Genomic DNA, 12,827 nt, shown 5'->3' on the forward strand with positions numbered 1-12,827 from the left:
CCTAAACAGGTGCGGTACGTACGACCGACCGGGTCCGGGACGCCTCCGGTGGCGCCCCGGACGGACCTCAGGCGGACAGCGGCCGCTCCACCTTGATCGACTGGAGCAGTCCGACGGCCACCCAGACGGCGAACATGGAGGACCCGCCGTACGACACGAACGGCAGCGGCAGGCCCGCGACCGGCATGATGCCGAGCGTCATCCCGATGTTCTCGAAGGCCTGGAAGGCGAACCAGGCGATGATGCCGGCGGCGACGATCGTGCCGTACAGCTCGGTCGTCTCACGGGCGATGCGGCAGGCCCGCCAGAGCACGACGCCGAGGAGGAGCAGGATCGCGCCCGCGCCGACGAAGCCGAGCTCCTCGCCCGCGACCGTGAACACGAAGTCCGTCTGCTGCTCGGGGACGAACTGACCGGTGGTCTGGGAGCCCTTGGTGAGGCCGGTGCCGGTCAGGCCGCCGGAGCCGATCGCGATACGGGCCTGGTTGGTGTTGTAGCCGACGCCCGCCGGGTCGAGGGCGGGGTTGGCGAAGGCGGCGAAGCGGGCGATCTGGTAGTCGTCGAGGACGCCGAGCTGCCATATGGCGACCCCGCCCAGGACGCCCGCGCCGAGCAGCCCGAAGACCCAGCGGTTGGAGGCGCCGGAGGCGAGCAGGACACCGAGCACGATCATCGCCATGACCATGACCGAGCCGAGGTCGGGCATGAGCAGGACGATCATTATCGGCACGGTGGCGAGGCCGAGCGCCTGCACCACGGTGCGGTGGTCGGGGTGCTCCCTGTCGCCCGCGTCGACGCGCGCCGCGAGCAGCATCGCCATGCCCAGGATGATGGTGATCTTGACGAACTCGGAGGGCTGCAACGAGAAGCCCGCGATCACCAGCCACGCGTGGGCGCCGTTGATGGTGGCGCCGAGCGGGGTGAGGACGAGCAGCACCAGGAAGACGGAGAGGCCGTAGAGGATCGGCACGGCCGTGCGCAGGGTGCGGTGGCCGAGCCAGATCGTGCCGGCCATCAGGGCGAGCCCGATGCCGATGTTCATGACGTGCTTGAGCACGAAGGCGTACGGGTCGTCGCCGACGAGTTCCGTGCGGTTGCGGGTCGCCGAGTAGACGAGCGCGGAGCCGATCACGGACAGCGCGAGGGCGCAGAGCAGTATCACCCAGTCGAGCCGGCGCAGTATCGAGTCGCGGGCGAACAGACGGGACATCGTGGAGCGTTCGGGGCCGTAGCCCGAGACGGAGAAGCCACCAGTGCCGGCCATGAGCTAGTCACGCCTCCCGTTCGCCGGCGGCCCGGCCAGTTCCGTCTGCTCGGTCGGCGGCTTCGGCTTCTCCGGCTTGAACGGCTTGACCTTCGGGGCGTCGATGGAGCCGTCGGGCTGGATCTTGGGCAGGGTCTTCTGCGGCTCGGGCAGCAGGGCCTTCTTCAGGTCCTGCTTGCCGCTGTCGTCCAGGCCGTAGATCGCGTCGTAGATCTTGCGCACGGCGGGTCCTGAGGCGCCGGAGCCCGTACCGCCCTGGGAGATCGTCATCACGATCGAGTAGTCCTTGGTGTACGTCGCGAACCACGACGTCGTCTGCTTGCCGTAGACCTCGGCCGTACCCGTCTTGGCGTGCATCGGGATCTTGTCCTGGGGCCAGCCGCCGAAGCGCCAGGCCGCGGTGCCCTTGGTGGCGACGTCCGCGAGGGCACCGTCTATGTCCTTGCGCAGCGCCGCGTCCATGGGCAGCTTGCCGTGGGCCTTGGGGGCGATCTCCTCGATGCGCTTGCCGTCGGCGCTGATGATCGCCTTTCCGACGGTGGGGTTGTACATGGTGCCGCCGTTGGCGATGGCCGAGTAGATGGTGGCCATCTGTATCGGCGTGACGAGGGTGTCGCCCTGGCCGATGGAGTAGTTGACGGAGTCACCGGCACGCATCTTCATGCCTTCGAGGCAGTTCTCGTAGGCGATGCGCTCGGCGTACTCACCGCCCTTCTTGCCCTGCTTGCACCAGGCGTCCTTGTTCGCCTGCCAGTAGTTCTTCTTCCACTGGCGGTCGGGGACGCGGCCCGTGACCTCGTTGGGGAGGTCGATGCCGGTCTCCTTGCCGAGGCCGAACTGGTGCGCGGTCTTGTAGAACCAGTCGTTGGCGTCCTTCTTCGGCTTGTTGCCGCCGTCCTTGGCCCACTGGTCGTGCGCGAGCTTGTAGAAGACGGTGTCGCAGGAGACCTCGAGGGCCTGGCCGAGGGTGATGGAGCCGTGGCCCTGGGACTCGAAGTTCTTGAAGACCTGGCCGCCGATCGAGTACGAGCTGGGGCACGGGTAGCGGCCGTTGAACTCGTAGCCCGCGTTGACGGCGGCGGTGGTCGGGATGACCTTGAAGATCGAGCCGGGGGCCGCCTGGCCCTGGATGGCCCGGTTGAGCAGCGGATAGTTGGACTTCTTGCCGGTGAGCCTGGCGTAGTCCTTGCCGGAGATGCCGCCGACCCAGGCGTTGGGGTCGTAGCTGGGGTTGGAGGCCATGGCGACGACGCGGCCGGTCTTGTTCTCCATGACGACGACGGCGCCCGCGTCGGCCTTGTAGTTCTCGCCGGTGTTGTCGTCGAACTCGTCGCGGGCCTTCTCCATCGCCTCGTTCAGCCAGTACTCGGACACGGCCTGCACGCGCGCGTCGATGCTGGTGACGACGTTGGAGCCGGGCCGGGCCTGATCGGAGTCGGCCTTCCCTATGACCCGGCCGAGGTTGTCGACCTCGTAGCGGGTGACCCCTGCCTTGCCGCGCAACTGCTTGTCGTAGGTGCGCTCCAGGCCGGAGCGGCCGACCTGGTCGGAGCGCAGATACGGCGAGTCGGAGTCCTTGGCCTTGTTGATCTCCTCGTCGGTGACGGGCGAGAGATAGCCGAGCACCTGGGCGGTGTTGGACTTGCCGGGGGCGCCGTAGCGGCGTACGGCGGTGGGTTCGGCGGTGATGCCGGGGAAGTCCTCCGAGCGCTCCCGGATCTGCAGGGCCTGCTTGGGCGTGGCCTCGTCGGTGATCGGGATGGGCTGGTAGGGCGAGCCGTTCCAGCAGGGCTGGGGCGTCTTGGAGTCACAGAGGCGGACCTTGTCGGCGACGTCCTTGGGGCTCATGGCGAGGACACCGGCGAGCTTGTCCAGGACGGCCTTGCCGTCGTCCTTCATCTTCATCAGGTCCGTGCGGGACGCGGAGACCACGAGCCGGGTCTGGTTGTCGGCGATGGGCACACCGCGGGCGTCGAGGATCGAGCCGCGCACGGCGGGCTGGACGACCTGCTGGACGTGGTTGCCGGAAGCCTCCTCGGCGTACTCGCTGCCGTTGCGGACCTGGAGGTACCACAGCCGGCCGCCGAGGGTGAGGAGCAGCGAGACGACGAGGATCTGGATGATGACGAGGCGGACCTGGACGCGGGGGGTGCGGCCCGTCTCAGGGATGTTGGTCACTGCTGCGGGCCCTCCCCGTGGTACGTCGGCGGGTACGTCGGTTTCCTTGGGCTCACAGGCGCTTGACCCCCTTGATGCGTCCGGCGCGGGCCACCCGGGCCCTGGCCGCCTTCATCCTGAGGCCCGCGCCGCGCTGGTTGCCGATGCTCAGGCCGGTGCCTGAGGAGAGCCACCCGGAGGAGACGTCGGCGGCCTTGGCGCCCGTGGCGGACTCCCCCAGCGGGTCGTTCTCGGCGCGCCGGGCAAGGGCGATGATCAGCGGGACGGTGAACGGCGCGAGCAGCAGGTCGTACAGCGCGGCCGTGAAGAGCAGTCCGCCGAGGCCCACGTGGCGGGCCGCGTCGTCGCCGACGAGGGCGCCCACACCGGCGTACAGGAGGGTGGAGCCGACGGCGGAGCCGACCACGACCACGAGCGGGCCGCTGGCCGAGCGCAGCCGGCCGGTCTCGGGTTTGGCGAGGCCCGCCAGATAGCCGATGACGCACAGGACCAGGGCGTAGCGTCCTGCGGCGTGGTCGGCGGGCGGCGCGAGGTCGGTGAGCAGGCCCGCGCCGAAGCCGATCAGGGCGCCGCCCACATGGCCGTAGACCAGGGCAAGGGCGAGCACGGTGAGCAGCACCAGGTCGGGTACGGCGCCGGGCAACTGGAGCCGGGCGAGGACGCTGACCTGGATGACGAGGGCGACGACGACGAGGGTGCTGGAGAGCAGGATCCGGTTGAAGCGCATGGGGGTGTCAGTGCTCCTACTGCTCGTTGCCGTTGTCGTAGCCGTTGTCATCGCCCGTGCCGTCGGCCGTGCCGTCGGCCGTGCCGTCGGCCGTGCCGTCGGCCGTGCCGTCGGCGGGGGCGTCCCCGGACGGCGTGGCCGTGACCGTCACCGTGGGGGCCGGCTTGGGTTTCTCGGGCTTGCGCGGCAGGACCGTGTCACGGGGGTCCTTGCGCGGGGCCTCGACGACGACGCCGACGACGTCGAGCTTGCTGAAGCCGACGTAGGGACGGACGAAGACGTTGCGGGTCAGGTCGCCGCCGGAGGGGTCGACGCGGACGACCTCGCCGACCGGGACGCCCGGCACGAACGGCTTGTCGGCCTGCGAGCCGAAGGTCACCAGGCGGTCGCCCTTCTTGACCTTGGCCTTGCCGTTGAGCATCTGCACGCGAAGGGGGCGGTCGCCCTGGCCGGAGGCGAAGCCGAGCTCGTCGGTCTTCTCCATGCGGGTGCCGACGGTGAAGTCGGGGTCGTTGGCGAGCAGCACCGTGGCGGTGGACGGGCCGACGGTGGTGACGCGGCCGACGAGGCCGTCGCCGTTGAGCACCGTCATGTCGCGCTTCAGGCCGTCGTTCGCGCCGGCGTCGATGGTGACCGTCCAGGAGAAGCCCTGGGCCGCTCCTATGCCGATGACCTCCGCGCCCTTGATGCCGTACTGGCCCGCGCCCGCCGTCTTCAGCATCGAGTCGAGCTGTTTGACGCGGCTGCGGTTGCGGTCGTCGCTGCCGAGTCTGGCCTTCAACGCGGCGTTCTGGCGCTCCAGTTCGGCGATGCGGTCGTGGCGGTCGCCGGAGTCGCGGACCGCGCCGATCGCGTTGCCGATGGGGTCGACGGCGGACGACATGCCGTTCTCGACCGGGCCGAGGACCGTGGCGGCGGCCTGGCGGGCACCGTCGACCGGCGAACCCTCACCGCCGCGGATGTCCACCGTGATCAGTGCGAACGCGATGGCGATCAGCAGCACCAGGAGCAGCCGGCTCTCTCGTGTGTCCCTCACGTGCGGCGGCCGTGCCTTCCTCAAGTCGGAATCTACGGATATCCATGGAATCCCCTGACAGGAAAACCCATGAAACCGCGGGCAGGCGAGTGCTCCGCGGGATTGTCATCTCTCTGTATTGCTTTGTTGCCTCTATATCAACGATCCGCCGCACGAGGTGGCAGGCACTCGTACGGCGGACCCACTCTCAGTGTGTTCGCGCCACCTTCACCGGCGCGGCTGGGCGTCGAGGACCTGCTGGAGGGCCTCGAACTCCTCGACGCACTTGCCGGAACCGAGCGCCACGCTGTCCAGCGGGTTCTCGGCGATGTGGATGGGCATGCCGGTCTCGCGGCGCAGCCGCTCGTCGAGGCCGCGCAGGAGCGCGCCGCCGCCGGTCAGGACGATGCCGCGGTCCATGACGTCGCCGGAGAGCTCGGGCGGGCACTTGTCGAGGGTCGTCTTGACCGCGTCGACGATGGCGTTGACCGGCTCCTCGATGGCCTTGCGGACCTCGGCGGCGGAGATCACGACGGTCTTCGGCAGGCCGGAGACGAGGTCGCGGCCGCGGATCTCGGTGTGCTCGTCGGCGTCCATGTCGTACGCGGAACCGATGGTGATCTTGATTTGCTCGGCCGTGCGCTCACCGAGGAGGAGGGAGTACTCCTTCTTGATGTGCTGGATGATCGCGTTGTCCAGCTCGTCACCGGCCACCCGGATGGACTGTGCCGTGACGATTCCGCCGAGGGAGATGACGGCGACCTCGGTGGTGCCGCCGCCGATGTCGACCACCATGTTGCCGGTGGCCTCGTGGACCGGCAGACCGGAGCCGATGGCCGCGGCCATGGGCTCCTCGATGATGTGCACCTGACGGGCACCGGCCTGCGAGGAGGCCTCGATGACGGCACGGCGCTCGACACCCGTGATGCCGGAGGGCACACAGACCACGACGCGCGGGCGGGCCAGATAGCGGCGCTTGTGGATCTTCAGGATGAAGTAGCGCAGCATCCGCTCGGTGATCTCGAAGTCGGCGATCACGCCGTCCTTCAGGGGGCGCACCGCGACGATGTTGCCAGGCGTGCGCCCGATCATCTTCTTCGCTTCGGCGCCGACCGCGAGGATGCCGCCGGTGTTGGTGTTGATCGCGACGACGGACGGTTCGTTGAGTACGATCCCCCGACCCCTGACGTACACCAGCGTGTTGGCGGTCCCGAGGTCGACAGCCATGTCACGGCCGATGAACGACATGTTGTTCCCCATGAGGATGCGTCTGGCCTTCCCTAGTGGAGCGTGTGATGGCTTGTTAGGTAGGCGAGGTGGGTGCTGAGTGGCGTGGAGGCTTCCATCGTAGTCTCGCCCGCACGAAGACGGCGCGAGGGTCTGCGCCATTGTCAGCAGATGATGAGCCGCCCCGCTTCTGGAGACGTGCCATCAGGGTTACGGGTTCCCCCGATCGGGCCGCATGTGACGAGGGACGGCCGGTTCCGACCGGCCGTCCCTCGATGAACTGACGTCATGGCCGTCAGTCGCGGTCGCCCGTCAGACCAGGCCCGGGAAGAAGAGCTTCAGCTCGCGCTCGGCGGACTCGGCGGAGTCGGAGGCGTGGATCAGGTTCTCCCTGACGATGACACCGAAGTCGCCGCGGATGGAGCCGGGCGCGGCGGCGATCGGGTCGGTCGGGCCCGCGAGCCGGCGCACGCCCTCGATGACACGCTCACCGTCGACGACGAGGGCGACGACGGGGCCGGAGAGCATGAACTCGACGAGCGGCTCGTAGAAGGGGCGGCCGACGTGCTCGGCGTAGTGCTGCTCCAGGATCGCGCGGTCCAGGTGGCGCAGCTCAAGGGCGCTGATCCTCCAGTCGGCCTTGCGCTCTATACGCCCGACGATCTCGCCGACCAAACCTCGACGTACGGCGTCGGGCTTGAGAAGGACGAGAGTGCGCTGGCTCATGTGCGGCTCCAAGCAGTGGCTTTACGGTCACGTGGGATTGCGGAGCACGATACCCACCCGGGGTCGGCCGCTGTTCCGCAGGGCGTGACAGCGGCCGCACATCCGGTCACCGACCGGCCGGGTCAGGCGGCCTCCCCCTCGGCGGCCTGGGCGGCGAACCTGGCCTTCGCCTCGTCGATCTTCCGCCCGAAGTGCACCGACGCCCACCACAGGGCGGCGAACATCGCCCCCATGAAGAACATCATCGGCACGATGAAACCGCTGGCGATCAGCGCGACCTGGAGCGCCCAGCCGAGCTGGACGCCGCCCGGCCGGGTGGCCATGCCGCACAGCAGGACCGAAAGGGCCATGGCGATGCCGCAGACCGTCCAGACCGTGCTCATCTGAAGGTCCGGGTCCTTCATGGCGACGAGACCCGCGAAACCGATGACGAAGAACTCACCGATCAGCGTCGACGAACAGAGCGTGCGCACAGCTTTCAGCCCCTCCCCAGGAGCAGTCGGGCCTCGCCGACGGTCATGACGGAGCCGGTGACGAGGACACCGCCGCCGGCGAACTCCCCCTCCTCCTCGGCCAGGGTGATCGCGGCTTCCAGGGCGTCGTCGAGACGCGGCTCGACCTGCACCCGGTCCTCGCCGAAGACCTCCACCGCGAGGGCGGCGAGCTTGTCGGCGCTCTGGGCGCGGTGGCTGGAGTTCTGCGTGACGACGATCTCGGTGAAGATCGGCTCGAAGGCTTCCAGCATGCCGCGGGCGTTCTTGTCGTCGCTGACGCCGACCACGCCGATGAGGCGGCTGAAGTCGAAGACCTCACCGATCGCCGCGGCGGCGGCGCGGGCGCCCGCGGGGTTGTGCGCGGCGTCGAGGACCACGGTGGGCGAGCGCCGGACCACTTCGAGGCGGCCGGGCGAGGCGACGGAGGCGAAGGCCTTGCGGACGGTGTCGATGTCCAGCGGGCGGGCGTGCTGGGCACCGACGCCGAAGAACGCCTCGACGGCGGCGAGAGCCACCGCGGCGTTGTGCGCCTGGTGCTCGCCGTGCAGCGGCAGGAACACCTCGGTGTACTCCCCGCCGAGCCCGCGCAGGGTGAGGAGCTGCCCGCCGACGGCGACCTGACGGGCCGTGACCCCGAACTCCAGGCCCTCGCGCGCGACCGTCGCGTCCACCTCCACGGCCTTCTTCAGGAGCACCTGGGCGGCGTCGACCGGCTGCTGGGCCAGGATGACGGTGGCGTCCTGCTTGATGACGCCGGACTTCTCGGCGGCGATCTCCGCGGCCGTGTTGCCGAGGCGGTCGGTGTGGTCCAGGTCGATGGGGGTGACGACGGCGACGGAGCCGTCGATGACGTTCGTGGCGTCCCAGGTGCCGCCCATGCCGACCTCGACGACGGCGACGTCCACAGGGGCGTCCGCGAAGGCCGCGTACGCCATGCCGGTGAGGACCTCGAAGAAGGAGAGCCGGACGTCGTCCTTGGCGTCGATCATCTCCACGTACGGCTTGATGTCCTCGTACGCCTCGACGAAGCGCTCGGGGGCCATGGGGGCGCCGTCCAGGGTGATGCGCTCGGTGATCGACTGGACGTGGGGCGAGGTGTACCGGCCGGTGCGCAGGTCGAAGGCGCCGAGGAGGGCTTCGACCATGCGGGCCGTGGACGTCTTGCCGTTCGTCCCCGTGATGTGGATCGACGGATACGCCCGCTGGGGCTCGCCGAGCACGTCCATCACTGCCGCGATGCGGCGCAACGACGGCTCCAGCTTCGTCTCGCCCCAGCGGTCGGCGAGCTCCGCCTCGACCTGGCGCAGCGCCCTGTCCACCTCCGGGTCGGCGGGGCGGCCGGGGACGTCGGCATCCGGCGGGCCCGCGTGGGTGCGCAGGGTGCGGCTGCCCGCCTCGATGACGGCGAGGTCGGGATCGCGCCCGGTCTCGGCCGCCACGAGCTCGTCGAACTCGTCGATCTCGTCGCTGGCGTCGGCGGGGCCGCGCTCGTCGTCGCGGGGGCTGTCGTTCGGAGGGAGGTCGCTCACAGGACCAGTCTACGGAGGCGGTGTGACAGCGCCCGGGGGGACCGGGCCGGGAGGGGGCCGGGGCCTTGCCTGCGGGCCGCGCGGCCCCCGGTCGGGCCCGCTCGTCACGGCTGCCCGCCGTCTCCGTGTCGCCCGTCTGTCGCCCGTCTGTCGCCTGTCTTCCGCCTCCTGTCGCCTTCCTGTCGCCTCCCTGCCGCCCGTCTTCCGCCCGTCTTCCGCCTGTCAGGACTTTCAGCCCGTCCGATTCGGGACTTTAGTCCCTCCGGACCCGGGAAGCGCCGGGCAAACTTGGCGATCATGGACATAGGCATCGACCTCGGCACCGCCAACACCCTTCTTTACGTACGCGGGCAGGGCATCGTGCTCAACGAGCCGTCCGTGGTCGCCGTCAAGGAGGGCTCGCGCGGTGCCCTGGCCGTCGGCACGGAGGCCAAGGAGACCATCGGGCGCACCCCTGGCTCGATCACCGCGATCCGCCCCCTGAAGGACGGCGTGATCAGCGACTTCGAGGCCGCCGAGGAGATGATCCGGCACTTCGTGCGCAAGGCCCTGCCGGGCCGCAGGCCGCGTGCGCGGATGGTGATCTGTGTGCCGAGCGGTGTCACTCAGGTCGAGCGGCGGGCCATCGTGCACGCCGCGCAGGGGGCCGGGGCACGGGCCGTCCACCTCATCGAGGAGCCGATGGCGGCGGCGATCGGCGCGGGTCTGCCGGTGGCCGATCCGCGCGGGTCGATGATCGTGGACATCGGCGGCGGCACGTCCGAGGTCGCCGTCATCTCGCTCGGCGGCATCGTGACGTCCCAGTCCCTGCGGGTCGGCGGGGACCGCTTCGACTCCGCGATCACCGACTACGTACGCCGGGAGCACTCGCTCCTCATCGGTGAGCGGACCGCCGAGGACGTCAAGGTCGCCATCGGCTCCGCGTGGCCCGTGCCGGGTGAGGACGCCTTCGAGATGCGGACGTTCACCGTGCGGGGGCGCGAGAAGGTCGCTGGGCTGCCCAAGACGGTGGACCTGACCGTGCGGGAGGTGCGGGCCGCTCTCGACGAGCCCGTCGAGGCCATCATCGCCGCGGTACGGGTCACCCTGGAGGAGTGCCCGCCGGAGCTGTCCGGCGACGTCATGGAACACGGCATCGTCCTGACCGGCGGCGGCGCCCTGCTCCCCGGCCTCGACCTCCGCCTCGCCTCCGCCACCGGCATCCCCGTCTTCGTGGCGGACGATCCGCTGGACAGCGTGGCGCTGGGGTGCGGGAAGTGTGTGGAGGACTTCGATGGGTTGGTGCGGTAGCCCTCTGGCCGGGCCGGGGTACGTTGCCCTGACCCCCCGGTGGGGGTGGGCGTCGATCGCGCTGCGCGCTCGTCCTCAAACGCCGGACGGGCTGAATGCCTGCGTGCCGGGGGCCCAGAGAAGGATTCCTGCGTGCCGGGAGCCCTGAGAAGGCCGGGCGAGCTGATTCCTCTCGTGCCGGGAGCCCCGTAAAGGGCGGGTGGGTGGGGAAAAAGCCCGTCCGGCGATTGAGGACGAGCCCGGAGGGCGATCGACGCCCACCCCCACCGGGGGTCAGGCCAGCTCGCCCGACGGGAGGTCAGCCTCCACCACGTACGCGCCCCCGCGAGCCCCCGCGGAGAACGTCCCCCCGACCGCGAGCACCCGCTCCGCCATCCCCGCGGTACCGGTCCCGGCGGACACCGGGGCAGTTGGGAGCGGCCCGGAGCCCCCCGTGGGCAACGGGTTGCCGACCCGCACCAGAAGCCGCCCGGCGGCAACCCGCACCCGCACCTCCACCCGCTCCCCCGGCGCATGCTTCGCCGCGTTCGTGAGGCACTCCCGCACCACCCGGTGCACCGCGGCCTGCCGCAGCGGCGAGAGCCGGTACGCGGCGTCGTCGACGTGGAGGTCCACGGGGCTGCCCGCCCGCGCACTGGCCTCGGCCAGCTCGGGCAGCGCAGCGAGCCCGGGCGTCGGCGTTCCCTCGACCCCGCGCCTGACGATGATCTCGTTGAGCATCCGGTGCGCGGACCGCGCGGTCTCCGACAGCTCGTCGAACCCGTCCGCCCACGGCGTGTCCCCCGCCCGCCGGGCAAGCACCTGCGAACGCACGCTCAGCAGCGTCAGCTCGCGCCCCACGAAGTCGTGCACGTCCCGCGCGATCCGGGCCCGCTCCTGCTGTACGGCCTGCAGTGCCTGCGTCTCGGCCCGCTGCGCCTGTAGCGCCCGCACCAGGTCCTGCCGGTTGGCGGCGACCCCGACCCCCGCCGCGAGCGCCCCGATCGGCACGACCAGGCTGAAGAACTCACCGAGCGTGTCCCCCCTGCGCACCGGCCACCCCGGCAAGGTGAACATCACGTACGCGAAGGCCACATAGGCCACCACCCCCGCCGCCCCGGCCGCCCGCCCCCGGTAGCGCGCCAGCGAGTACAGCGCGAACTGCGCGAGCGTCAGCTCGTGCAGCCAGCCGAGCAGCACGAGCGCGACCAGGAAAGGCACCCAGGGCGCGACCCGTCGGAGCATGAGCGTCGCCGCGCCCGCCGTCAGGACGAGGGTGGCCATCAGACCGTTGAGCGAGTTGTCGTCGGCGGCCAGGCCCGGCACGTCGAGGGCCATCAGGGCGAGACAGGAGAGCGCCGTGAGGAGGTCGAGCGCCCAGGATTCGCGGGTGCAACGTCGAGCGAGGCGGCGGGTCGCAGCCGCCGCCTTGCGCAACGCCTCGGCGGCGGGCAGGTCGTCCATGGTCCTCCCATCATCCCCGCCCCCGGCCACGGCCCCGACACATCGGACTTTCGACCCCGAACGGCAGCAACGCGCCCGCACCCGCGATACACCCGCCCCGACAAACCGGTGACCTGCCGCACCCGCCGCACCCCCCAGCGGTGGCACTCCCGGCGAAACGGGTGTACGCACCGGCGCGGCTGCCCCGCCACCACGCGCCCCGGAGTTCCAATCGGACCATGTGGTATGCCCAGATTCCGGGTCGACGGACCCGTCAGCTCGCCGGTGACGCCGCGGTCCTGCTGTGGACCGCCGCGTGGACCGCCGCCGCGGTCGTCGCGTACCGAATGGCCCTGCTCCTCACCCGGCCGGGCCCCGACTCCGGTGTCGCCTCCTCCGGCTCGCCCGCGGCGCGTCTGCCCCTCGTCGGCGAGGAGGTGGGCGCCGCGCTGCGCTCGGTGGTGGGCGTCGTAGACGACATCGACCCGGTGACGATGCGGGCCGGACTCGTGGTGAGCGCCGTCGCGCTCTTCCTCGTCCCTGTCGGCCTCGTCCTCGCCCGCTGGCTGCCGCGCAGGCTGCGCTGGGTACGGCAGGCCGCCGCCGCGCGGGACCTCGCCGAGTCCGACGACGGCCGTGAGCTGCTCGCCCTGCGCTCCCTGCTGCGCCCCCTCGACGAGGTGGCCGCCACGGCAACCGCCCTCGCCCGCACCCCGGGCCTGCCCGACGCCACGCCCGGCAGCCTCGCCGAGGGCTGGCGCAGCGCCGACCCGCGGGTCATCGAGGCCCTCGCGGACGCCGAACTCGAACGCCTCGGCCTCGCGCCAGGACAGGGCCCGGCCTGGATGCCGGTGGCCGAGCCCGCCATCTGACGGCGGCGCCGACAGCACCGGGCAGCAACGGCACGAAGGCGCCCGGAACATTCAGTTCCGGGCGCCTTCGGCTGTCTGCAGGT

11 protein-coding genes are annotated in these 12,827 nt (G+C 70.8%); 2 read left to right on the top strand and 9 right to left on the bottom strand.

Annotated features, from left to right (window positions below; translation table 11 throughout):
* Positions 1–67 precede the first annotated feature (67 nt).
* The 8 genes from rodA to folC form a co-directional block, all read right to left on the bottom strand.
* Positions 68–1,264 carry a rod shape-determining protein RodA gene (rodA, locus tag IG78_RS0117315; RefSeq protein WP_030564051.1) on the bottom strand — a complete coding sequence of 399 codons (1,197 nt, stop codon included), beginning with the start codon at positions 1,262–1,264 and terminating at the stop codon, positions 68–70.
* Between the two features lie 3 nt (positions 1,265–1,267).
* Positions 1,268–3,442: a penicillin-binding protein 2 gene (gene mrdA, locus IG78_RS0117320; protein ID WP_030564053.1), complete on the bottom strand. Its 2,175-nt coding sequence runs from the start codon at positions 3,440–3,442 to the stop codon at positions 1,268–1,270.
* 52 nt (positions 3,443–3,494) lie between these two features.
* Positions 3,495–4,169 (bottom strand): rod shape-determining protein MreD, encoded by a 675-nt coding sequence (gene mreD, locus IG78_RS0117325; RefSeq protein WP_030564055.1) that lies wholly within the window; start codon positions 4,167–4,169, stop codon positions 3,495–3,497.
* A 16-nt stretch (positions 4,170–4,185) separates the two neighbouring features.
* Positions 4,186–5,205: a rod shape-determining protein MreC gene (gene mreC / locus IG78_RS0117330; protein ID WP_030564057.1), complete on the bottom strand. Its 1,020-nt coding sequence runs from the start codon at positions 5,203–5,205 to the stop codon at positions 4,186–4,188.
* A gap of 207 nt (positions 5,206–5,412) precedes the next feature.
* Positions 5,413–6,432 (bottom strand): rod shape-determining protein, encoded by a 1,020-nt coding sequence (locus IG78_RS0117335; protein ID WP_030564059.1) that lies wholly within the window; start codon positions 6,430–6,432, stop codon positions 5,413–5,415.
* 291 nt (positions 6,433–6,723) lie between these two features.
* Positions 6,724–7,137, bottom strand: a complete 414-nt coding sequence (gene ndk, locus IG78_RS0117340) for a nucleoside-diphosphate kinase (protein WP_030564060.1) — start codon at positions 7,135–7,137, stop codon at positions 6,724–6,726.
* 122 nt (positions 7,138–7,259) lie between these two features.
* Entirely contained in the window at positions 7,260–7,610 is a 351-nt protein-coding gene (locus tag IG78_RS0117345) for a DUF4233 domain-containing protein (RefSeq protein WP_030564062.1), read from the bottom strand.
* A gap of 5 nt (positions 7,611–7,615) precedes the next feature.
* Positions 7,616–9,160, bottom strand: coding sequence for a bifunctional tetrahydrofolate synthase/dihydrofolate synthase (gene folC / locus IG78_RS0117350; protein ID WP_030564064.1), 1,545 nt, complete (start codon positions 9,158–9,160; stop codon positions 7,616–7,618).
* 297 nt (positions 9,161–9,457) lie between these two features.
* Here folC and IG78_RS0117355 point away from each other — a divergent pair, with 297 nt between their 5' ends.
* Entirely contained in the window at positions 9,458–10,450 is a 993-nt protein-coding gene (locus IG78_RS0117355) for a rod shape-determining protein (RefSeq protein ID WP_107054930.1), read from the top strand.
* A 273-nt stretch (positions 10,451–10,723) separates the two neighbouring features.
* Here the strand turns inward: IG78_RS0117355 and IG78_RS0117360 are convergent, their stop codons facing one another.
* Positions 10,724–11,893 carry a sensor histidine kinase gene (locus tag IG78_RS0117360; RefSeq protein WP_030564068.1) on the bottom strand — a complete coding sequence of 390 codons (1,170 nt, stop codon included), beginning with the start codon at positions 11,891–11,893 and terminating at the stop codon, positions 10,724–10,726.
* A 218-nt stretch (positions 11,894–12,111) separates the two neighbouring features.
* On the opposite strand from IG78_RS0117360, the gene IG78_RS0117365 reads away from it, so the two are divergent.
* Positions 12,112–12,744 (top strand): hypothetical protein, encoded by a 633-nt coding sequence (locus tag IG78_RS0117365; RefSeq protein ID WP_030564071.1) that lies wholly within the window; start codon positions 12,112–12,114, stop codon positions 12,742–12,744.
* Positions 12,745–12,827: the final 83 nt, after the last annotated feature.

It is taken from the genome of Streptomyces aureocirculatus, assembly GCF_000720475.1.
In the GTDB taxonomy this organism is placed as follows: Bacteria; Actinomycetota; Actinomycetes; order Streptomycetales; family Streptomycetaceae; genus Streptomyces; species Streptomyces aureocirculatus.

Excerpts from the sequence above, each read along its gene's own strand:
- IG78_RS0117365 (WP_030564071.1), top strand. The coding sequence starts at position 12,112 with ATGTGGTATGCCCAGATTCCGGGTCGACGGACCCGTCAGCTCGCCGGT.
- mreD (WP_030564055.1), bottom strand. The coding sequence starts at position 4,169 with ATGCGCTTCAACCGGATCCTGCTCTCCAGCACCCTCGTCGTCGTCGCC.
- rodA (WP_030564051.1), bottom strand. The coding sequence starts at position 1,264 with ATGGCCGGCACTGGTGGCTTCTCCGTCTCGGGCTACGGCCCCGAACGC.
- IG78_RS0117355 (WP_107054930.1), top strand. The coding sequence starts at position 9,458 with ATGGACATAGGCATCGACCTCGGCACCGCCAACACCCTTCTTTACGTA.
- ndk (WP_030564060.1), bottom strand. The coding sequence starts at position 7,137 with ATGAGCCAGCGCACTCTCGTCCTTCTCAAGCCCGACGCCGTACGTCGA.
- IG78_RS0117335 (WP_030564059.1), bottom strand. The coding sequence starts at position 6,432 with ATGTCGTTCATCGGCCGTGACATGGCTGTCGACCTCGGGACCGCCAAC.
- IG78_RS0117360 (WP_030564068.1), bottom strand. The coding sequence starts at position 11,893 with ATGGACGACCTGCCCGCCGCCGAGGCGTTGCGCAAGGCGGCGGCTGCG.